The organism is Pseudomonas sp. Sample_24 (assembly GCF_004307605.1).
Classification (GTDB): Bacteria; Pseudomonadota; Gammaproteobacteria; order Pseudomonadales; family Pseudomonadaceae; genus Aquipseudomonas.
In genome coordinates this window covers 1-22,568 of the sequence record NZ_RCNW01000100.1, presented here as the reverse complement: position 1 = coordinate 22,568, position 22,568 = coordinate 1, and the positions used below count along the sequence as shown (strand labels likewise).

Below are 22,568 nucleotides of genomic sequence, written 5' to 3'. Positions count from 1 at the left end.
TTTTTGAACCTTTTCAAGAAAACGCTGTTACAAAACCGCCAATTCAGGGTGTCAATCAGCCATCCTTATAGTATTCTGCGCGCCCTGCGATAGAAGATGAATGTTTTTTCATCTTCTCTGCACTAGCTTTGCACGGAATGTGGATAGTCGGCGATGGAATGCCATGCGTGAACCCCCCCGCCTCTACTCTTATATGACCCTTGTTCATTTCTGGCCACCTCTGTTGGCTCCGTGCATCGCCATTCCTTGGATTTGATGATTGCGCCACGTGAGCGACCCAAACTAGGTCAACGTCGTATTTGTAGAGGTAGTGGATTTTGTGACGATCAAGACTTTGTCGATTTTTGGAACCCGCCCCGAAGCTATCAAGATGGCGCCGCTATTGCTGCGGCTCTCTGAAGATAATCGGTTCGATTCGAGAGTCTGTGTGACTGCCCAGCATCGGGAGATGCTAGACCAGGTCCTCAATTTGTTCGAGCTGGTACCCGAATACGACTTAAACATCATGAAGCCTGGTCAGGACTTGACAGATGTGACGTCGGCCATTATCCAGGGGCTAAAGCCTGTTTTCGAGGACTTCAAACCGGATGTAATTCTGGTTCATGGAGATACCGCAACAACATTCGCCGCGACTCTTGCGGCGTATTACCAACAAATTCCGATCGCACACGTCGAAGCGGGTTTGCGCACCAATAATCTGTACTCACCATGGCCCGAAGAAGGCAACCGCCGACTTACGGGCAGTCTTGCTACGTTGCACTTCGCGCCTACGCCTACGTCGCGGCAGAACCTGATCAGTGAAGGCATTGCTTGCAAGGCTATTCATGTAACCGGGAATACCGTCGTGGATGCGCTGCTGGAAGTGGTGAAGAAACTGAACGCGCCTGAATCCATTCTGCTCTCCCAGTTCAAGGAAAAGTTTTCATTCCTGCCCGAGGGCAATCGAATGGTTCTTGTGACCGGGCACCGCCGGGAGAACTTCGGTGGAGGTTTCGAGCGCATATGCTATGCACTACTAGAGACAGCCGAGAGATTCCCACAGGTCGAGTTCGTCTATCCCGTTCACCTAAATCCCAACGTACGTGAGCCTGTCCAGCGCATGCTGTCTGGTGTGAGCAATGTGCACTTGATTGAACCGCAGGATTATCTTCCATTTGTTTATCTGATGACCCGCTCTCACATCATCCTCACCGATTCCGGGGGCATCCAGGAAGAGGCACCTGCGCTCGGTAAACCTGTGCTGGTGATGCGGGACACTACTGAGCGTCCGGAAGCTGTCGAGGCTGGCACAGTCAAACTGGTCGGTACTGAAGTCGAATCCATCGTTAATCATCTGAGTGAGCTGCTGACTGACGAGGACATATATAAAGCAATGAGTTATGCCCATAACCCTTACGGGGATGGAACAGCCTGCGCCAACATTAGTGAGGCATTGGTGAGCTGGAAGAATGCATCTATTGAGGCGGCAGCATGAGTTTTGAAACGGTTTCAGTTATTGGCCTCGGTTACATCGGATTACCTACCGCCGCCGTTTTCGCTTCCCGACGCAAAAAAGTAATTGGTGTCGACGTCAACCCAACAGCGGTGGATGCCATCAATCGGGGAGAGATTCACATCGTTGAGCCTGAGTTGGACATGGTTGTTCATGCAGCTGTGACCGAAGGCTACCTGCGTGCCTCGATGACGCCTGCTCCTGCTGATGCATTTCTGATTGCAGTACCTACTCCATTCAAAGAACAGCACGAACCGGATCTCACTTATATTGAGGCGGCGAGCAAATCCATTGCATCAGTGTTGAAAAAAAATGACTTGGTCATTCTAGAATCCACATCTCCGGTTGGCGCGACTGAACAGATGGAGGCCTGGTTAGCTGAGGCTCGCCCTGATCTCACATTTCCAAGCACCCATGGCGAAGACTCCGATATCCGAATCGCGCACTGCCCTGAACGAGTCCTACCTGGGCACGTCTTGCGAGAGTTGGTCGAGAACGATCGAATCATCGGTGGCATGACACCCAAGTGCTCGGCCGCGGCGGTGCGGCTATACAGCTGTTTTGTCGAGGGTGAATGCATCATCACCGATACCCGCACTGCCGAGATGTGCAAGCTGACCGAAAACAGTTTTCGCGACGTCAACATTGCGTTTGCAAATGAACTGTCGATGATCTGCGAAAAGCTTGATATCAACACTTGGGAGCTCATTCGCCTCGCCAATCACCATCCCCGAGTGAACATCCTGCAACCAGGTCCGGGCGTTGGTGGTCACTGCATCGCGGTAGATCCATGGTTCATTGTCAGCCGTACGCCTGACCTGGCACGCCTGATTCGGTCCGCACGTGAAGTCAACGATAGCAAGCCGCAGTGGGTCATCCAGCAAGTGAAGCTGGCGTTGGCTGATTTTTTGTTGAAGCACCCCGATCTCTCCGCTCGTCAAGTTCGGGTCGCCTGTTACGGTTTGGCCTTCAAACCCGATATCGACGATTTGCGTGAAAGCCCCTCATTGCATATCGCTCGCCAGTTGGGTGAGGAGTTGGGTGTCGAGTTGTTGTTGGTCGAGCCGAATATCGAGAAGCTGCCTTCCGATCTCGCCCAACACCAACTCGTTGATACCGAATACGCCACTGACAGCTCTCATATTCACGTCTTGCTGGTTAAGCATCGTGAATTCAAAAAGATCGCCATATTGCGTGATAGCGCCGTTGTAATTGATGCCGCCGGCGTATTCGCAGCCTGAAAAGAGAATTGATGATGAGTAACACTCAGCTGGTCGAACTGGCTCCGCAAACGGATGCTCCGGCGCCTCTGGCCGACATTCATGACCGGGTCATGGAGGCTTACTACGGAAAGCTGGGTGAGCATTTCATGCGAGAAACCCAGGCGCGTATCCATTGGATATGTGCCCAGGTATCAGGCAAGCAAGTTCTTGATGTCGGGTGTTCGCAGGGCATAGTCCCGCTTTTGCTGGCTCGCGAAGGTTGCTCGGTGACAGGTGTCGATACCAGCCCGCAGGCTATTGCGGAGGCGCAGGACTATCTGCAAGCCGAGCCGACTCACGTCCAGCAGAAGATCACTTACGTGAATGCTGACTTTCTGTCACTGGATATCACCGCCACCGAACCAGACACCATTGTGATCAGTGAAGTGCTGGAGCATCTGGTGCGCCCTGAAATGTTCGTTGAGAAAGCGGCGTCGCTTCTCAAACCCGGTGGCCGGCTGGTTATTACCGTTCCATTTGGCGTCAATGATTTCATCGATCACAAACACACATTCTATTTGCTCGCTCCATACCGGATGTTGAGCAAGCATTTGCGCGTCCTCGAAGTCAAAGTGCTGGGCAAATGGCTTGGGATGGTGGCGCAGAAAGGCGAAGAGGGGGGTGTTGTATCGGACTTGAATCTGAACATCGAACAGATCCAGGGGCTGGAGAAAGCGTTTGAATCGGTAGAGCGAAACTTGAACACCAGCCTGTCGGGTGCCAGACAGCGCCTGGAGGAGGCCAACAATAAGTACCGCGCCGCCACCGAACAAATTGCTTTGCTTAAACCCGAAGTGCAGAAAGTCGCCGAGCTGAAGAAAGCCTTGGTCGTGCATGAGAAAACTGTGGTGGAACTGGGTGACGCCAAGCAGCGCCTTGACGAGGCCAACACGAAATACCGGGCAGCAACAGAGCAGGTCCACACGTTGAAGTTGCAAATCAACGAGCTCAATGTTCTGAACGCTGGAATGCGCGAGAGTGAGCGGCAGGCCGAAGCGCTCAAGCATCAACATGAAATCATGCTCGCCAGCCTGGAACAGGAAAAGTGCGCGCTGTTGGCTCAACTTGAACAAGACCAACAGGCGAGGGCTGATCAATCTTTGATGGTCAGCGCTCAGCTTGATGAAGCGCGCGCTGCCAGGCAGGCGCTGGAAATCCAATTCAATGCAGCGCAGTCTCAGTTTGAACAAGAATGCGGGTTGTTGGCAGAACAACTGCTGCGGGAGAAAACAAGTCATCAGGCTACCGAACGGTTGTTGAGCACCGTCCAGGAGCAGTGCCAGGAAACTCTTGGGCAACTTGATAATGAGCGGGCTGCCCGTCAAACGTTGGAAGTTCAGGTCAACGATCTGCAGCAGCAGGCTGCGCAGGAACGCGAGTTACTGTCAGAACAACTGTTTCACGAGAAAGCGAGCCACCAGGCTGCCGAGCAGTTGCTGTGCACGACCCAGGCGCAGTGGCAGGACATTCGCGAGCAACTTGAGCGTGAATTGAGTGCCTCCAAAGGCTGGCTGGAAACGGCCAATCAGAAGTATCGAGAGGTCACGGGCAAGCAGATCCCGCATCTGAAACAAAACTTCAACGAATTGCTGGAAAAGACCGCTGCACAGCAAAGAAAAATCGACGAGCTCAACGAAAATCTTGAACGCGCGAACACTCAGCGCCACCTGGCTGAACAACGCTTGATCAAGACACGGTCCAGCATGACCTACCAGTTGGGCTATCAGATCAAATCCAACGCCAGTTCCTTGAGTGGCCTAGTGCGCCTGCCGACTGCGCTGTTCAATCTGTATCGCAAGGCTGCCAAGCAACGCAAACAAACTGCCCAGAAACGCATTGGCGTCGACAACGCATTGGCAGAGCCTGTCGCGCTGCTTCAGGTATCCGCGCAGCCCCATTCGCCACCTGCGGTCGTTGAGAAATCTGAACGAATCCGTAGCACATTGATTAATCAGGCCGACCCGTCCAGAAGCAACTTGAAAGTTGCCTGTGTCATGGACGAGTTCACTTATGGCTCGTACCGGTATGAATGCAACCTCCTGCAGCTCACGCCTGAGAACTGGCAATCCGAACTTGTCGAGTTCCAGCCCGACCTGTTGTTTATCGAGTCGGCCTGGCGTGGCAAGGATGATTTGTGGGGCAGCAAGATCGGTCATAACGCCCAAGAGCTGCAGAGCATCCTGGCATGGTGTGCGGAGCGTAACGTTCCTAGCGTTTTCTGGAACAAGGAAGACCCGGTCCACTTCGAAACATTCTTGACCACTGCAAAACAGTTCGATTTCGTATTCACCACCGACATCGATTGTATTCACCGCTACAAAGGCGCCTTGGGCCACGAGCGTGTTTACTTGCTGCCGTTCGCTTGCCAGCCGGCGGTGCATAACCCGATCGAGTTATACGAGCGCAAAGATGCGTTTTGCTTCGCAGGTGCTTACTACGCTCGCTACCCCGAGCGCACCCGTGACCTGGGTAACTTCGTTCAGGCGCTACCGAAATTCCGGCCGCTGGAAATATTCGACCGAAATTTTGGCAAGGACGATGCCAACTACCAGTTCCCTGCCGAATACCAACCCTACATCGTCGGCACTCTGAGCTTTGATCAGATCGATACCGCCTACAAAGGCTATCGCTACGCGATCAACCTCAATTCAATAAAACAATCGCAAACAATGTTTGCCCGTCGCGTATTTGAATTGCTCGGCTGTAACACCATTACCGTGAGCAACTTCTCTCGCGGTGTGCGCTTGTTGTTCGGTGACCTCGTTGTGACCACGGACGACGGGGTCGAGATGGTGCGCCGTCTCGAGACCTTGGCTGGCGATGAGATTAACAGCAGCAAACTACGATTGGCGGCCTTGCGGAAAGTCATGCAAGAGCACACCTATGCTCAGCGCCTGGCTTATGTGATGACCAAAGTGTTGAACAAGGCTCCGTCTGATGCATTGCCCGAAGTCTGCGTGGTCGCCATTGCTGCCAATAAGGCTGAGCTCACAGCATTGGTCGGACATTTACAGCGCCAAAGCCACGCCAATCTTCGGATGACTATTGTCGTGCGCGACTCGCTGGCTGACATCGGCGAAGTGAATGATTCGCGTCTGTCGCTGTTGACGTTGGAAGACGCTGGGAAAATGCGCCTGGAAGAGATCGTAGGCGATGCGCCGTTGCTGGCAGGTATGGTTTCCCAGGACTACTACGGTCCCAACTACCTGTTGGACCTTGTGCTTGCGACCCGTTATAGCCAAGCCAAAGTGATCGGCAAATGCACGTTTTATGAGAACGTAGCCGGCGCAATACAGCTTAAGAAAAATGATCAACAGTATCGTTTAGCGGCTGAAGCGGCGGCCCGAAGCTCCATTATCAGCACCTATTTGCAGGCTGATGAGTTGCTGAGTGAATGGGCTCTGTCCTTGTCCGAACGTCGATATTGTCACGAACAGACTCTTGTCATCGACCCTTTCAATTATTGCAGAAATGCGGCGGGCCTCTGTGATGCCAATCTTGCCGACGTCGTTGACGACCTCAAACTGGATACTGGTCTTAGCATCCAGGAACTGCAGGCGCGTGCCGAAGCTATCGAGCCGATAATCGAGGAGCATATCGCACCCGAAATCACTGGCCGCGGTCTCGCCGAAATGTTTGGGCCGGTTCGCAGCAAGTTATTGCAGGCGAACGTAGATTTTGACGCTTGGCATTTCGCTTCGGATCTTGCGGATGGCAAGCACGAATACGTTTATGCGCAGCAGGACCTGAGTATCGCTCAATTCGTGCAGGACCAGCAGCTCAAGCTCTACCTCGACGTTACACCCGGTCTGAACGTGCAATTGGTGGTGCTGTTTCTCGATGCGCAAAAGCAGCGCATCAGCCACGTCATGCAGCACGCGAATCGCAACCATACTTCCGATATTCCACCTGAAGCGGACTTTATCCGCCTGGGTGTGCGCGTTTACGCCAGTGGTCAGGCTGAAATCAAGGCGCTCGTACTGGGACACCGTGATCTTCAGCCTTCAGATATGTTGGCGAAAGCTGATCACTTGCTAGTCACTAATCACTATCCCTCATACGACGATCTGTATCGAAATGGTTTCGTTCACACCCGCGTCCGCGCTTACCAGCAGCACGGGCTCGACGTCGACGTGTTCCGTCTGCGCAAGAATGAATCGGTCAGCTACCACGAGTTTGAAAACGTCAACGTGGTGACAGGTTCACAGTCGACCTTGGCAAAGATGCTGGAAAAGGGCCAATACAAGTCCGTTCTGGTGCATTTCCTCGACGCTGAAATGTGGCATGTCCTGAGTCAGCACCTCCATACCACGAAGGTGGTCGTATGGGTTCACGGCGCTGAAATCCAGCCGTGGTGGCGTCGTGAATACAACTACAGCACCGAAGACCAATTGCAACTCGCCAAGCTCGAAAGCGAAAAACGCCTGGGCTTCTGGCGTAATCTGCTGCAACCGATGCCGCTCAACCTCAAGTTGGTATTCGTTTCTCATTACTTCGCTGAAGAGGTGATGGAAGATCTGGGATTCCGCCTGCCCGCAAACCAATACGAAATTATTCATAATCCAATCAACACCGAGCTCTTTTCTTATCAGGAAAAACCGTCAGAGCAGCGCAAGAAAATTTTGTCGATAAGGCCGTATGCCTCGCACACTTACGCAAATGACCTCAGCGTCAAAGCCATTCAATCTCTAGCCCTCAAGCCCTGGTTTAACGAACTGGAGTTCCTGATGGTAGGCGATGGACCGCTGTTTGAAGAAACCCTTGCTCCGCTCAAACAATATCGAAACGTAAGAATCGAACGCGGCTATCTAAAGCAATCCGATATTGCAAAGCTCCATAAGGATTACGGCTTTTTCCTATGCCCCAGCCGCATGGATACTCAGGGCGTTTCTCGAGACGAAGCCATGTCGTCGGGCCTGATCCCTGTGACCAACGCTATCGCAGCTATCCCGGAATTCATGGATGAAGATTGCGGCGTCCTGGCTCCGGGAGAGGACCATCTGGCGATGGCTGCCGGTATTGCGCAGATTGTCGAACAACCTCAACTATTTACAACGATGTCTAAAGCTGCTCGCGCCCGCGTTGAGAACCAGACGTCTATTCTTAAAACCGTTGGTCGCGAGTTGAGCGTTATCAATGAGTGTGACCAGTGATTGAAGGAACTTTCACCGGCGAGGAAGACGAGGTTGCAACAAAGGGCGTTGTGAGAATCGTCATTTTTGGGAGTTGCGTGAGTAGGGATATCCTCAACTACGACGTGAATCACGCATTTGATTTAGCGGCCTACTATGCTCGCAGCTCGTTTGCCAGCGCCTTTACTTTACCGCCTACTGTTGATGTATATAGCGCTAACCTGAGCTCGAAATTCCAAGCGGCGATCATCAAGGCGGATCTCGAAAAAACGCTGTTGGATAAGATCGATGAGTTAAGATTTGATATCTTCCTCATTGACCTGATTGATGAAAGATTTAATGTCTTCTCCGCTGGTAGCGGGGGCATTTTCACGGTTTCAAACGAGTTGCGAAGTGCAGGATTCGATGAGGAGAATGAACCTGGTAGATTGATACTTTCGGGGTCTGAAGAGTATTTTGCTCTTTGGGAAACGGGATGGGAACGATTTGTTAGCCTAATGAGTGCGGCTGGTAATCTCTCGAAGGTTGTTGTGAATCGTACTCTATGGAGCGCCAAAACAAAAAGCGGTAGGGATTTCGGTTCGGCTTTCAATCCCGCGTATATTCGCGAATCGAATATGTTCCTATTGCGCCTTTATGAGCGGATGGGGCGTGATTTGGCACCAAATCAATTTCTACAACCTCCAGTAGAATTGGTATATGGCAATGAAGAACATCGGTGGGGATTGAGTCCCTTTCACTATGTTGATGATTTTTATTTGTTTTTGTTGGATAAGTTGTCGAGTTATCTTCCGAATAAAGGTTCGATGCTTAGGTCAGGCTTGAAGGCCGCCGGTGCTATACATCCGGATCGGGAACTGGATACTGCAGTTTTGTTCAGCAATAGCGCCTCTTTCGTAGGCACGATTCCGTTTGACCAAAAACGATTCAAAGGTAATGCGTCATCAACTCGAATAGAAGATGGGATGAAATTTACCTTTTCAGGTCCGGAATCTAATTATCAAATTCGCTTTGCATTGCCTGAACCTTTATCTGCAAATGGTCTCAGCGTTAGAATGAAACTGTCAGGATGGGATTCACTTGGCTCCGTATCGCTAGGATATGGCGAAGGCCCAAAGTTTATTGGTGTCACAAGCTTTAACCCCAAAACCGAACGCTGGGTGTGTTTTACATTTGCACATTCTGATATGTTGTTTGAAATTTACAATAAGTCTGACAATTTGCAAAGTGGCTGCATATCTGAAATTAGAATCTACCTGAGAGGTGCACCTTCTCCAAACGGCGCAGCTCTTAAAGTAGAAAGTATTTCGGTTTGGAGTGAGAAGCCATTTTCAGCTTTAGAGTATTTGCAAAAGCAAGGCTGCGAACGCGAATACTCGCCTTTATTATCAACGCTGCCTGCGCTTGGTGAAAGATTGTACGAGTACTTATCTGCAAGGTTTCCACACGCTACGCTACAAACAAAAAGCTTCTTTGATAAGGGTACATGCCTTCTGGATGAAGGAGTTTCTTTACCCTGGTCACCCATGACGCGTTTGCCAGAAAACGTTGGTTCTCAGAAGCATCTTGTTTCCTGGCACTCGTTTCACCATGCAACCATATTGATGTTGCACGCAATAGATACCAATGATTTTTCGGCCGTTATGTCGGCACGAGAGTTTGTAAATGACTGGCTTAATCACAGCTTCAAACATCGGTCTGAAAAAGATCATATTATCTGGCAGAGCCAGGTCGCAGGTGAGCGGCTTCTATCCCTTTTAATGCTGTGGAATTGTGGAGTCAGTCACAAGTTTGATAGACGCTTCATGATAAGGCTGCATCACTGCATCTTCGAGCATGCTCGGTTTCTGAGCAGTGATATTACATACTTCTCAAAACATGAAGATACTTTCGCATGTTTACTGAGCCTGTTGACGCAAAGTGTTGCGTTGTACTTGGTTAGTTTTACGATGAAGCACTGGCAGTCTTCCGATTATTGGCGAAAGATTTCACTGGAACGGATCATCGAGCTTTCATCGGCTGAAAAATTTGATAGTTATTGTTTTGGCTCAGAGCAAAGCCAGAGTGCAAGTTATATAAGGCAACTCGTTGCGCTGGCTGACCAGCTTGGTGATATAGGCCTTAAGTCGTAAGGGGAACATAGCTGGTAAGATGTGACAACTGTGATATTAATTCGATAAAACTGTGTCTGTATTAACTTTCTGAGATAATAGTATGAAGCATAAAATTGTGGTTTTGGCGGCGGCCTTTATGCTCGCTGCATGTGATCAAGACGGCAAATCAGTTCAAGTGTTGCTGGATGATGGCGCAAAACTGAGCGTCAAAGGTGCGTTGGTTAAGGAATACAGCAAGTCCAGCAGTGAAGGAACGCTAAAAGTTAATAATGTCTTGGTCGATGATAGTCCGAAAGAAGCTGAGGAAGCGATTTCGAAGGAGTTCAAACGTCTTGGGTATCGTCGAAAAGTAATTGATAGCTCGGACGGAATGTATAAGGTTCACTACTATAAGCAGGATCGCCCGGTAGTAGGCAGTATTTATACTCAGCCCAAAGGATCAGTAACATCCGGAGCCCATGTTTCCATTTATTGGGAAATTTAGAGTTTCCAATAATTTCTTACCTGGCGAAATGTGGAAATATTATGCGGCGTGTTTCAACCCTGATAGGTTATAAGTGATGACTGGTCTACTGGATCTCATAAGAGTGACTATGGGGTGGTGCTTTTCGCTGGGTGGGAAATTCTTAAAGGTTGTTCCATTTACAAGTTTGACTCTTCAGGCGGCGCATTTTTTCTCGCAAGTATTACTGTTACTCACCTTTTTTTTGCCATTGAAGGTTCTGATACTTTTGGGCGCTGAAAAAGTGCCACATTACTTTCCCATGTACCTGCAGAGCTTGAAGAAGACGCATCTTATTATAGCGTTCAGCTTGCTCGCGGTTATATGTTACTGCCTTTATATTGTGTCGAATTTCATCATCGCCTATTTTTCCCGAAAAGGGGCGGATCAGCTTTTAAAAAACAGCGCTAAATTGAAGTTGTTCGACAACCAGCGAAAAATAGCGACACAAGTTTATTCCAAATATACGCGTGGGCTGGCCGCAGGCACGTTCGTATTCATTGCTGTATCAATCCTGGTTTTTATCTACCCTTTACTTATATCAGTCTTGTTGGTTTATTGCGTCGTCGTTGGCGCGACCACGGTAGCGCTATATGATCGTTTTCCAAAGATAAGACGGCTTATTCAACAGAGCCATGTTGAAGTATTGAATACCTTGTCGTCTGTTGGTTTTCTGGTGACTTTTTTTTGCATGGTGGCAGACTATCTTTTCTTTACACCGCCGAAAATTTTCCCAGCGCTCATTGCTCTATTGCTTGTACGTCAAGGCCTATCAAGATTGGCCACCATGATTCAGGATGTCACTTCGCTGCGGTTGCAATATCGGCAGATCAACGCAATGTTTTTTCACGACAAGCCGCTCGTGGTCACGGATTCAGCTTATACGGCCGAAATAAAGTCCCTTCTAAATGAAGATTTCAGGGAGGAATGGATGACTGCAGTGATGGAGGATCTATCGTCCCCGTACAAAAAGTATCTATCCAGTACGTGGAGTCAAATCGGTCAACCCAACATATATTCATTTGAATCGTGTTTTACGAGTGAAAATGGAAACCAGAAAACCTTTCTGTTTAAATTATACGACGCGCCTGCAGAGTTTCTCGCGATGCGTGAAAGTTTACTCTTGCAATCCGAGCCGCTGATTCCAGTTCCTCAATTTTTAGGCTCAAGGAATGTGCGTGGATATAGTTGCCATGTGTTCGAATTTGACAAAGTACGCAAGGTCACACTACGGGAACAGGGGCCCGGCCTGGTTTCTATAGCGCAAAAATTAATGTCCCTTGAACCCGTTGAGACATTAGTTCAACAGTTCGGGCGTTCGCATCTTTACCTTGAGCAACGCCTGACAAATGAATTGATTTCCAATTTATCGTTAGTCGTTTCAAGGGAGAATTCCGCAGTCCTGCAAGAGTTTCAGCATCGTTATACTGGAATAATTTCGCTTCTTGAAGGGCTCCCAAGGCAGTTGGTTTGTGCGGATGTCAGCCCCAACACGTTAATTTTGTCTGAAACCGCAGAGGCATTCGTAAGTCATTGGCCAAATTGGAAAATTGAGCCGGTTGGTGCGAACTGGCTTATTATTGACAGACCTAAATTTTTACTGGCCATTGAAAGCGCTCGAGCCTCTCGCGAAAGTTTAAAAGACGTTCAGAGTGCTGCAATTATGGTTTCAGCCTTGGCTTACGCGTTTGAGCGTCTGTGTTCACGCGGTAACTATGAAGACGCCTTCGCGCTTTTGCCTGATCTTCTTGAATATTATGAATCGCTTGAAACTACTGACGCCCTCTAAAAGGAATTCGCCCATGTCGCGCATTGCAATGATCGTCTGGAACGAATTTCGTAACGACGCCCGTGTGCTCAAAGAAGCGCAAACACTTCAGGGGGCTGGGTATGATGTCACGGTATTCGCCTTGCATACTCCCGGTGTAACGCTGGAGCACGAAATTCTGGAGGGTGGAATAAAGGTTTCGCGTGTTGCCCGTAGCCCGTTCTGGAAACTGCGCAAAGCCAAGACAAGTTCCGGGCAGGTGGGCGGTAACGCATCTATCGGCCGTTTAAGCCCCGCGAGGCAAGTGCTACGCATCGCCGCACGCATGTGGACTCACGGCGTACTGGCTGCCCGCATTGCCATGTACCGTGCTGATGTGGTCCACGCACATGATGTAAATACGTTACCCACTGCCTGGTTTGCGGCCAAGATCAGCGGTGCCAGGGTGATCTACGACGCTCACGAAATCAGCACCAGCCGTGAGGGATACGACAGCTTTCGGCGGTTGGTCGGTGTGGTAGAGAAGTTGCTGATGCCACGGGTTCAGGGGACGATCACGACGACCGACGCGCGAGCGAAGTTTTTTTCCCGTGCATATGGGATATCTCGCCCGGTGGTACTGCAGAATCGACCACGATTGACATTCACCCAGTCTTCACAACGTATTCGCGAACAACTGGGTCTGACCGAAACGTGGCCAATCATTCTTTATCAAGGAGGTTTGCAACAAGGTCGCGGATTGGAACGGCTGGTGAGGCTCGTTGCACGAGTGCCTGAAGCTTACTTTGTATTCATCGGCGGTGGGCGTCTGACGCAGCCCTTGATATCGCTGAGTCAGGAACTGGCGCTGACTGATCGGGTGCATTTCATCCCAACCGTTTCATTGGCAGATCTGCCCGACTACACGGCCTCGGCGGATATTGGTGTCCAGCCAATCGAAAATACCTGCCTGAATCATTTCACGACGGACTCCAACAAACTGTTCGAGTATCTGATCGCCGGATTACCCGTAGTCGCGACCGATTTTCCGGAGATCCGTCGAATTGTTCGTGCTCATGACGTTGGTTTGCTGGTTCGAGAAGGCGACGATCAAATGTTGGCGGATGCGTTGAAGGTGCTGGTGCGCGATTCAAATCTTCGCTTGAGGCTGGCGAATAACGCCAGGAGTGCTTCGATGAGTTTGAACTGGGAAGACCAGCAGGCATTGCTGATTGATCTTTATAATCGGGTTCTGCCCGCTGAATCGGCCAGGGTAGTTACTCGATAATGACCATTCGCGTGCTTATTCTGAGCTTCTATTATCCTCCGGATCTCGCCGCTGGCTCGTTTCGGGTTGAAGCATTGGTAAAGGCATTGCTGGCTGAGCCCTGCGCCAACGTACGGGTAGACGTCGTCACTACGCAGCCTAATCGTTATCACTCTTTCGGCGCAGCTGCAGCAGAGTTTCAAGAGTGTCCGCGTCTGACGATTCGGCGCATTGCTTTGCCTGTTCATAAAAGCGGGCTTCTGGACCAGGCCCGGGCTTTCGCGTCTTATGCGCGGGGCGTAAGCAAGGCAATAAAAGGAAAGGATTACGATTTGGTGGTGGCTTCGTCTTCGCGGCTGATGACAGCAACGTTGGCGGCTTGCGTCGGATTCCTTACCAAGACCCCGCTTTACTTGGATATACGCGATATTTTTGTGGACACCTTGCCGGAACTATTCCCTAGCCGGCTTGGAAAAATAGCAACCTGGATATTCTCTAGAATCGAACGTTTGACGATCGGCCAGGCTGCCCGGGTCAATCTCATATCGCCTGGTTTTCTGAGCTACTTCTCGGCTCATTACCCCAGGCATAGTTTTTCGATCCATACCAACGGCGTCGATGAACTGTTCTTCAAAAAACTGCCACGAAAACACGGCGATTCATACAGCGGAAAAATACTGAAGGTCGTATACGCCGGCAATATCGGCGCAGGGCAGGGGCTTCATCTCATCCTTCCGGCTTTGGCCAAACGGCTGGAGGGTGTGGCACATTTCAGCGTAATTGGTGCTGGTGGCTTATTGGAGCGCCTTCAATTAGCGCTGAAAAACAGCGACGTTACCAATGTCGAGGTTATCGCGCCTGTTCAGCGCAAAGACCTGCTCAAGTTTTATCAGGAGGCCGACGTTCTGTTTTTGCACCTGAACTCATTCAAGTCATTTCGCCGGGTCATTCCCTCAAAGCTTTTTGAGTATGCCGCGACGGGCAAGCCAATTCTTGCGGGATTGGCGGGATACTCTGCCAGGTTCACTCACACCAAGATATCCAATGCTTCAGTCTTTGAACCCTGCGATGTCGAAGGGGCGATAGAGGCATTATTTGAACTGAGTCTTGAACCAGTGATACGCGAAGCATTCATGAATGAATATTCGCGGGTATCAATCCAGAAGCGTATGGCGATGGATGTCTTGAGTACAGTCGATAGCTAATTCTCGTCATTGTTTCACATCCCGTAACGAACACATTTTTGACACGCTCCACACATCGCCTAAGTTTGGAAGGCAGCTTCGGAAAAGCTGCTTTCCCAATCGATGTCATGGAGCTTCATTTATGCGTACCGGCTATTTCTCTTCTCTGGTTTTTGCCCTTCTCACCAGCGCCTCTGTCGCCACTATTGCTGCGCCGGCCGTGGAGTCGCAAGCGAGTAGCGCTCCGTTGATGCAAGAGGTTTCCTCTTCGACGCAGTCAGCCAAGATCGACCTCAATGCCGCGGATGCCCCGACTTTGCAGCGTGAGTTGGCGGGTGTGGGAGAAGCCAAGGCCAAGGCGATTGTTGCGTATCGGGAAACGAATGGGCCTTTCGCGTCCATTGATGAGTTGCTCGAGGTGAAGGGGATCGGCAAAGCCATTCTGGATAAAAATCGCGAGAAGCTTGAGGTGAACTAAGCTTGTAAGTCAGCGCCAGGGGCCGGTCATTGATCGGCCCCTTTTCTTTCTGGCGCATGCTGCGAGGTTTTGCCTTTTGTCGGCGTCGTTTAAATTATGGCTATCATATGCCATTTAAATTATGCCTATAATTAATGCGATTTCTGTCGAAGCGTCCTGAGCCTCAGGCGCTTGGCTTTCCCTTCAAGCATTTCCCTGGAGCATAGTCATGACCTCTACTCAATCCCAAGGCACAGCCCTCGTCACTGGCGCTTCTTCCGGCATCGGCGCGGTCTACGCGCAGCGTCTGGCGGCGCGTGGTTTTGATTTGTTGTTGGTCGCTCGTGATCAGCAACGGCTGGATGAAGCGGCGAACGCGTTGCGTGCTGAATTTGGCGTGCAAGTGGAAGTGCTGAAAGCGGATCTGACGCAAAAGGATGACGTGCTCAAGCTTGAGCAGCGTCTGCGCAGCGACTCCAGCATCAGCTTGTTGCTGAACAATGCCGGCGTGGCAGCGGATGGGTTGTTGGCCAATGCCGACACCGATCAGTTGGAGCGAATGATTCAACTGAACGTTACAGCAGTCACTCGCTTGGCATCGGCGGCGGCGGCGAGTTTTGCCAAGGCCGGTCGCGGGACCATTATCAACATTGCATCGGTGGTGGCGCTGTTCCCTGAGCGTTTCAATGCGACCTACAGCGCCAGTAAGGCGTATGTTCTGAGTCTGACCCAATCCTTGAACGCCGAGCTTGATGGCACCGGGGTCAAGGTGCAGGCCGTGCTGCCGGGTGTGACGCGTACCGAAATCTGGGAACGCTCCGGCATTGACGCGACCCAGATTCCGGCAGAGATGGTCATGGAGGCGGGCGAGATGGTCGACGCGGCGTTGTCGGGCCTGGACCAGGGCGAGCTGGTGACTATTCCTTCGTTGCCGGATGCCGCCGAGTGGAATGCCTTTGTCGCTGCACGACTGGTCATGGCTCCGAACCTTTCCAAAAGCCAGGCTGCTGCACGTTACAAGTGAAGCACCATCAATCGGCATGAGGTATTTGCGGTATGAGTAATCGTCGAGTGGTTGTTACGGGGATGGGGCTGGTTTCTCCGTTGGGTAGCGGGGTTGAAGCGGTATGGTCTCGCCTGTTGGCCGGGCGTTCCGGGTTGCGCAACTTGCCGGAAGAAGTGGTTGCGGATCTGCCGGCGAAGGTCGGCGGCTCGGTGCCCACGGTGGCGGACGATGCCGAAGCGGGGTTCGACCCGGACCTGGCGACGCCACCCAAAGAACAGAAGAAGATGGACCGCTTTATCCTGTTTGCCATGGAAGCGGCGCGTCAGGCGTTGGAGCAGGCCGGTTGGCAGGCGCAGTCTGCTGGTGACCAGGAGCGTACCGCGACCATTATCGGTTCAGGCGTGGGTGGTTTCGGCGCGATTGCCGATGCGGTGCGCACCACTGACAGTCGTGGCCCGCGGCGTTTGTCGCCGTTCACCATTCCATCGTTTCTGGTCAATCTGGCGGCGGGGCATGTGTCGATTCAACACGGCTTCAAAGGTCCGCTGGGTGCACCGGTGACGGCGTGTGCGGCCGGGGTTCAGGCGATTGGTGATGCGGCGCGATTGATTCGTACCGGTGAGGCGGATATCGCCGTGTGTGGCGGCGCCGAGGCCGCGATCGACCGGGTCAGTCTTGCGGGGTTTGCAGCGGCTCGCGCTCTGTCCAGTGGTTACAACGACACCCCGGAGCGTGCTTCGCGGCCGTTCGACAGTGGGCGCGATGGCTTTGTCATGGGCGAAGGTTCGGGTTTGCTGGTGATTGAGTCGCTGGAACACGCCTTGGCCCGGGGCGCCAAGCCACTGGCTGAGTTGGTCGGGTACGGCACCAGTGCCGATGCCTATCACCTGACTGCAGGCCCCGAAGATGGCAGCGGAGCGCGTCGTGCGATGTCGTTGGCATTGGCTCAGGCCGGTATTTCGCCGGAGCAGGTTCAGCACCTGAATGCCCACGCGACCTCAACGCCAGTTGGCGACCTCGGAGAGTTGGCGGCGATCAAGTCGTTGTTTGGCGCGGATAACAAGATCGCGGTGACATCAACCAAATCGGCAACCGGGCATTTGCTCGGTGCGGCGGGTGGTATTGAAGCGATCTTCACATTGCTGGCGATCAGGGATCAGGTTGTACCGGCGACGCTGAATTTCGATAACCCGGACCCTGCTACCCAGGGCGTGGACATTGTTCACGGTCAAGCCCGGCCGATGACCATCGAGTACGCATTGTCTAATGGCTTTGGCTTTGGTGGCGTGAATGCCAGCGTGTTGTTCAAACGCTGGAACGGTTAGGTCTCGGACTGGTTCAAGTGGGTCCGCGTGACGTCGAGAATCTGCTGGGCCAGCTCGGGATTCTCGACACTGCGCGAAAGCAGCAGGGCACCAACCAGCGTCGACATGATGACGATGCTGCGCTCTACCGTGTTTTCACCGGCAAGCGTGTTCTGTATCTGCTCAAGTCGCGCATTGAGCACCACGTCGGAAGTGGGGCTCGGTTGCCCGCGCAGGCCGAGTTCCGACGACATGGTCAGCAGCGGGCAGCCTTCATGGGGTGACGTCTGATGCCATTCGGACAAATAGGTATTGATGAACACCTCCAGCGGGCGATCCTCGGCAAATATCTGGGCACATAACCCATCCACTTGCTTGCCCGCTTCTTGCAGCGCCTTTTCCACCAGTTCGTCCTTGGACTTGAAGTGCGAATAAAAGCCTCCGTGAGTCAGGCCCAGCGCCTTCATTAGCGGTTGCAGGCCAGTGGCGCCGATACCGTCGCGGCGAAAGCGCTCCGAAGCTTCTTTGATGATGCGTTGGTGGGTCTGGGCTTTATGGTCATGCGAGTAACGCATCTGATATCTCCACATCAAGGTCGCCATATTAACCAATGAAAATTACATGGTGACTGTACTTCTACTTCTAAAAAGCATGCAGATGCGTTGATCTTGGTTCGAACGCGTTGAAGAACTGGCACGAATAGTGATTACGCTGACTGCAGCGTAACGTCACTGATCGAGGGAAATGGCATGTACAAAGACTATCCGGCGGCCTATCAAGTCAGCAAAGGCTCGGCTTTGCAGGTGGACAAGGCGTTCTATGAACGGGTGCGCGATGCCAAGGATGCACGCACGCTGATCGAGTCCTTCGAAGTGCCGATTCGCACCGGCCGCGCCTGGAACGTTCCGGCCGGACACGTGTTCAGGGTCACGACGCCTGTTGGTCCGCAAGTCGGCGATTTCAACGTCTGGAACGCTCACGATCCCCGTGAACGTTTGTGGGCGTCACGTACCCGACAGCTGCAAGGCGCCCATGTCAGCACCCATGACCGGCTGTGGTCGAACCTGCCGTTTTTGCGGCCGCTGGTGACCATCACCGATGACAGCCTGGCCGGCTATGGAATCGATGAACACGGCGGTCGCCTGCATGATTTGCTCGGCACTCGATGTGATCCCTATGTGAACAAAATGCTCACCGGTGAAGACTTCCATCATCACTGTCACTCCAACCTGACCCGGGCGGTATTGCCCCACGGCCTGACCGAATTCGATGTGCATGATGTGCTGAATATTTTCCAGTGCACGGGCCTGAACCACGACGACATGTATTTCATGAAAGCCTGTCCGGCGCAGAAGGGGGATTATCTGGAGTTCTTTGCCGAAATCGATCTGCTGTGCGCACTCTCGACTTGCCCGGGCGGGGATTTGTCATTGGCGATGTGGGGGCCGGACGCGCAGGATCCATTGAGCGTCTGCCGACCGCTGGGTGTGGAAATTTACCGCCTGGAGGATTCATTGCTGGAGGGCTGGAGTCAGCCCGAGCGTGCCGCCTACAAAGGCTTGCATGGCTTGCACATCGCCAAGGCCGATTGGGAAAAATAGAATCGCTTTCGTGGCGAGGGAGCTTGCTCCCGCTCGACCGCGCAGCGGGCGCAAAAAAATGTGCGAGGGACCTCAAGGGCCGCTGCGCGACCCAGCGGGAGCAAGCTCCCTCGCCACAGTTGTTTGTTAGCGGTCCTGCGCATCCTTGGCGTCCGCTTCCGCGTTGCGTTCAGCTACGCGTTTACGTTGTTCATCGGTCAGCTCGACCTTGTTGGCGGTGTCACGCAACATCATCAAACCGCCAACGATAGAGCCGATGGCAACCACCAGAATCAACCAGGCATACCAGGGCATAGGAATCTCCTTGAAAGCAGGCTGGTTGGCGAGGTTTCGCCAACCGGGCGTGCATAACACTTTGAGCGATACATTTTCGCAGTGGTTCCATTCTATGCCTGATGTGGCGTAGGCATCGCACATCCTTGTCGGAGCAGCGTGCGGCGGCTCCTGAGATTATCCGTCGTCAGCATGAAGTAAGCGGATTGCGATGCTGGTCGGCGGGTTCGTGGTTCCTGCTCAGTTTTGTTCGGCGAGACACTCGCGCAGCGCGGTTTGCCAGTCGGGTTGGCTGACACCCCAGTCCCGTTGCAGGCGATTGCAATCCAGGCATGAGTTGATTGGGCGGGTGGCAGGGGTCGGATAGTCGCTGGAGGGGATAGGCAGTAGGTTCGCGCACGGCTTTCCCTGCTGCCGTAACGCCTCACCGATGGCCTCGGCGAAGCCAAACCAGGATGTTTTACCCTGAGCAGTCAGGTGATAGGTACCCCAGGGAGTGGGTTCGCCCGATTGCCAGCGTTCGATCAATGCCAGGGTGCTATTGGCGACTGTTCCCGCCCAGGTAGGCGCACCAATCTGATCCGCGACAACTGCCAATTCTGCTTTCTCTTGCAGCAGTCGTTGCATCGTCAGCAAAAAGTTGCGGCCATGGGTCGAGTAGACCCAACTGCTGCGCAGAATCAGGTGTTTGCATTGCACCTCGGTGATGGCCCGTTCGCCCGCCAGTTTGCTTTTGCCGTAGACCCCGAGCGGGTTGGGCGTGTCGTCTTCGTCATAAGGGCCGACTTTCGTACCGTCGAATACGTAATCGGTGGAGTAGTGAATCAGCGGGATACCGAGCGCCAGCGCTTGTTCGGCAAAGATACCGGGGGCGACCGCGTTGATGGCATAGGCTGTTTCCGGCTCGTTTTCAGCCAGATCCACCGAGGTATACGCCGCCGCATTGATGATCAGATCGGGCCGAACATCCTGCACCGTTTGGCGAATTTGATCGGGTTTGGTCAGATCGAGTTGATCGCGGCCTGGCACGATCAACTCGCCGAAAACCCCCAGTCGACGCTGTAACTCAAGCGAGATCTGACCCTGTTGGCCGCTTATTAGAAACTTCATGGCAACAGGTCAGCCTTTGCTGGGCTTGTACTGACGTTTACTCCACGATCAACCCCGTTCATTGTTCTTTCTCTGCCAACTTGGCGAGGTATTGGCCATAGCCGGTTTTGCCGAAGCAATCGGCACGCTCCAGCAATTGTTCACGGTTGATCCAGTGATTGTCGAAGGCGATCTCTTCAAGGCAGGCGATTTTCAGGCCCTGGCGATGTTCAATGGTCTGCACATATTGTGAAGCCTCAAGCAAGCTATCGTGGGTGCCGGTATCGAGCCACGCAAAGCCTCGTCCCAAGCGCTCGACGCGCAGATCGCCTCGCTTGAGATAGGCATTGTTGACGTCTGTGATTTCCAGTTCGCCGCGAGCCGAAGGTTTCACCGCCTTGGCAATCTCGATCACGTCATTGTCGTAGAAATACAGACCGGTGACCGCATAGCTGGATTTCGGTTGTTTGGGCTTTTCTTCGATCGACAGGGCATGGCCTTCGTCGTTGAAGTCGATTACGCCGTAACGCTCCGGGTCTTTGACCTGGTACCCGAACAAGGTGGCGCCAGAAGAGCGTTTTGCCGCTTTTTGCAACTGCTCGTAAAAATGCGAGCCATGGAAGATGTTGTCGCCGAGGATCAGACACACCGGATCTGCGCCGATGAACTGTTCGCCAATCAAAAATGCCTGGGCCAGGCCATCCGGTGACGCTTGCTCGGCATAGCTGAAGTTAACCCCCAATTGACTGCCATCACTTAGCAGATTGCGGTATTGGGGCAAGTCCCGGGGAGTAGAGATCACAAGAATGTCCCTGATGCCGGCCAGCATCAGCACTGAAATCGGATAATAGATCATCGGTTTGTCATAAACCGGCAACAGCTGCTTGGATATGCCTAGCGTAATCGGATGCAGGCGCGTGCCCGAGCCGCCCGCCAAAACGATGCCTTTCATCATGCGAGCAATTCCTGTGGATTGATGGCGCCCAGCCTTTCGCCTTGATAGCTGCCATCCTGAACACGACGGCACCACTGCAGATTAGCCAAATACCATTGGACGGTTTTGCGCAGGCCGGTTTCGAATGTCTCTTCGGGAACCCAGCCCAATTCGCGTTCGATTTTGCCGGCATCGATTGCGTAGCGCAGATCGTGGCCAGGACGATCCTGCACAAAGGTAATCAGGTCCGTGTAGTGCTCGACACCTTCAGGCTTCAGGGGAGCCAGTTCTTCAAGCAGCACGCAGATACCGCGTACCACGTCGATGTTTTTTTGCTCGTTGTGCCCGCCGATGTTGTAAGTCTCTCCGACCTTGCCTGCGGTCACCACTCTGAGCAGCGCCCTGGCATGATCTTCGACGAACAGCCAGTCACGAATTTGCTGGCCATTGCCGTACACCGGCAGCGGTTTGCCTGCCAAGGCATTGAGGATCACCAGTGGAATCAGTTTTTCGGGGAAATGAAAGGGGCCGTAATTGTTCGAGCAGTTGGACAGCAACACCGGCAGGCCATAGGTGCGATGCCAGGCGCGGACCAGATGGTCGGACGCCGCTTTGCTGGCTGAGTAGGGCGAGCTGGGTGCGTAGGGTGTCGTTTCCGTAAACAGATCATCGACGCCATGCAGGTCGCCATAGACCTCATCGGTGGAAATGTGATGGAAACGGAAGGCACTTCTTTGCGGCTCGGCGAGGCTTTGCCAATAAGCGCGGGCGGCTTCCAGCAGGCTGTAAGTGCCGACGATGTTCGTTTGTATGAACGCGGACGGTCCGTCGATAGAGCGATCAACATGGGACTCCGCTGCCAAGTGCATGATCGCGTGCGGCTGGAAACGTGCGAGCACAGCGCTTACGGTCGTTTGATCGTTGATATCGGCGTGGACGAATTCGTAGCGGGTGTCATTGGCAATGCTGGTCAGCGATTCAAGATTGCCGGCGTAGGTCAGCTTGTCCAGATTGAGTACTTCATGTTCGGTGTGTCGAATCAGCTGACGAACCAGGGCAGAACCAATGAAGCCAGCGCCGCCAGTGATGAGAATACGCATGTTGGCCAGGCCTTTTTTCGGTAAGTCGACAAGATACGATTGTAACCCCAGCATAAACCCACTCTTTACACTTTCTTTATGCCCTGCCATCCCCCTCGATCTCG

17 protein-coding genes are annotated in these 22,568 nt (G+C 52.7%); 12 read left to right on the top strand and 5 right to left on the bottom strand.

Annotation, left to right across the window (positions count from 1 at the left end; translation table 11 throughout):
• The first annotated feature begins 319 nt into the window (after positions 1-319).
• The 11 genes from wecB to fabF all read left to right on the top strand — a co-directional run bounded on the left by wecB (position 320) and on the right by fabF (position 17,488).
• Positions 320-1,474 (top strand): UDP-N-acetylglucosamine 2-epimerase (non-hydrolyzing), encoded by a 1,155-nt coding sequence (gene wecB / locus D8V06_RS04730; RefSeq protein WP_130904121.1) that lies wholly within the window; start codon positions 320-322, stop codon positions 1,472-1,474.
• Positions 1,471-2,733, top strand: a complete 1,263-nt coding sequence (gene wecC / locus D8V06_RS04725; protein ID WP_130904120.1) for a UDP-N-acetyl-D-mannosamine dehydrogenase — start codon at positions 1,471-1,473, stop codon at positions 2,731-2,733. Before wecB ends, wecC begins: the two co-directional genes overlap by 4 nt.
• Before the next feature lie 14 nt (positions 2,734-2,747).
• A complete protein-coding gene (locus D8V06_RS04720) occupies positions 2,748-7,907 on the top strand; it encodes a methyltransferase domain-containing protein (protein ID WP_130930526.1) in 5,160 nt (1,719 codons plus the stop codon).
• Positions 7,904-10,018 carry a DUF6270 domain-containing protein gene (locus tag D8V06_RS04715; protein ID WP_130930525.1) on the top strand — a complete coding sequence of 705 codons (2,115 nt, stop codon included), beginning with the start codon at positions 7,904-7,906 and terminating at the stop codon, positions 10,016-10,018. Before D8V06_RS04720 ends, D8V06_RS04715 begins: the two co-directional genes overlap by 4 nt.
• Before the next feature lie 82 nt (positions 10,019-10,100).
• Positions 10,101-10,484, top strand: coding sequence for a hypothetical protein (locus D8V06_RS04710; RefSeq protein ID WP_130904117.1), 384 nt, complete (start codon positions 10,101-10,103; stop codon positions 10,482-10,484).
• A gap of 76 nt (positions 10,485-10,560) precedes the next feature.
• A complete protein-coding gene (locus tag D8V06_RS04705; protein ID WP_130930524.1) occupies positions 10,561-12,291 on the top strand; it encodes a hypothetical protein in 1,731 nt (576 codons plus the stop codon).
• Between the two features lie 13 nt (positions 12,292-12,304).
• The gene (locus tag D8V06_RS04700; protein WP_130930523.1) at positions 12,305-13,537 is read left to right on the top strand and encodes a glycosyltransferase family 4 protein; all 1,233 of its coding nucleotides are present in this window, start codon (positions 12,305-12,307) and stop codon (positions 13,535-13,537) included.
• Positions 13,537-14,721, top strand: coding sequence for a glycosyltransferase family 4 protein (locus tag D8V06_RS04695; protein WP_130904114.1), 1,185 nt, complete (start codon positions 13,537-13,539; stop codon positions 14,719-14,721). Before D8V06_RS04700 ends, D8V06_RS04695 begins: the two co-directional genes overlap by 1 nt.
• A gap of 121 nt (positions 14,722-14,842) precedes the next feature.
• The gene (locus D8V06_RS04690) at positions 14,843-15,178 is read left to right on the top strand and encodes a helix-hairpin-helix domain-containing protein (protein WP_056856433.1); all 336 of its coding nucleotides are present in this window, start codon (positions 14,843-14,845) and stop codon (positions 15,176-15,178) included.
• 208 nt (positions 15,179-15,386) lie between these two features.
• Positions 15,387-16,181 carry an SDR family oxidoreductase gene (locus D8V06_RS04685; protein ID WP_056856432.1) on the top strand — a complete coding sequence of 265 codons (795 nt, stop codon included), beginning with the start codon at positions 15,387-15,389 and terminating at the stop codon, positions 16,179-16,181.
• A 32-nt stretch (positions 16,182-16,213) separates the two neighbouring features.
• Positions 16,214-17,488, top strand: a complete 1,275-nt coding sequence (fabF, locus tag D8V06_RS04680; protein ID WP_056856431.1) for a beta-ketoacyl-ACP synthase II — start codon at positions 16,214-16,216, stop codon at positions 17,486-17,488.
• Here fabF and D8V06_RS04675 read toward each other — a convergent pair.
• Positions 17,485-18,042, bottom strand: a complete 558-nt coding sequence (locus tag D8V06_RS04675; RefSeq protein WP_056856430.1) for a TetR/AcrR family transcriptional regulator — start codon at positions 18,040-18,042, stop codon at positions 17,485-17,487. The two genes, fabF and D8V06_RS04675, sit on opposite strands and share 4 nt — an antisense overlap.
• A gap of 174 nt (positions 18,043-18,216) precedes the next feature.
• On the opposite strand from D8V06_RS04675, the gene D8V06_RS04670 reads away from it, so the two are divergent.
• Positions 18,217-19,068 carry a DUF1989 domain-containing protein gene (locus tag D8V06_RS04670; RefSeq protein ID WP_130904109.1) on the top strand — a complete coding sequence of 284 codons (852 nt, stop codon included), beginning with the start codon at positions 18,217-18,219 and terminating at the stop codon, positions 19,066-19,068.
• Positions 19,069-19,194: 126 nt separating this feature from the next.
• Here the strand turns inward: D8V06_RS04670 and D8V06_RS04665 are convergent, their stop codons facing one another.
• From D8V06_RS04665 to rfbB, 4 genes are all read right to left on the bottom strand, one after another.
• Positions 19,195-19,362 (bottom strand): DUF2897 family protein, encoded by a 168-nt coding sequence (locus tag D8V06_RS04665; protein WP_007931351.1) that lies wholly within the window; start codon positions 19,360-19,362, stop codon positions 19,195-19,197.
• Between the two features lie 219 nt (positions 19,363-19,581).
• A complete protein-coding gene (rfbD, locus tag D8V06_RS04660; RefSeq protein ID WP_130904108.1) occupies positions 19,582-20,451 on the bottom strand; it encodes a dTDP-4-dehydrorhamnose reductase in 870 nt (289 codons plus the stop codon).
• Between the two features lie 58 nt (positions 20,452-20,509).
• Positions 20,510-21,385 carry a glucose-1-phosphate thymidylyltransferase RfbA gene (gene rfbA, locus D8V06_RS04655; protein WP_130930522.1) on the bottom strand — a complete coding sequence of 292 codons (876 nt, stop codon included), beginning with the start codon at positions 21,383-21,385 and terminating at the stop codon, positions 20,510-20,512.
• Positions 21,382-22,464, bottom strand: coding sequence for a dTDP-glucose 4,6-dehydratase (rfbB, locus tag D8V06_RS04650; RefSeq protein WP_130930521.1), 1,083 nt, complete (start codon positions 22,462-22,464; stop codon positions 21,382-21,384). The genes rfbA and rfbB overlap by 4 nt, the downstream gene beginning before the upstream one ends.
• Positions 22,465-22,568 lie beyond the last annotated feature (104 nt).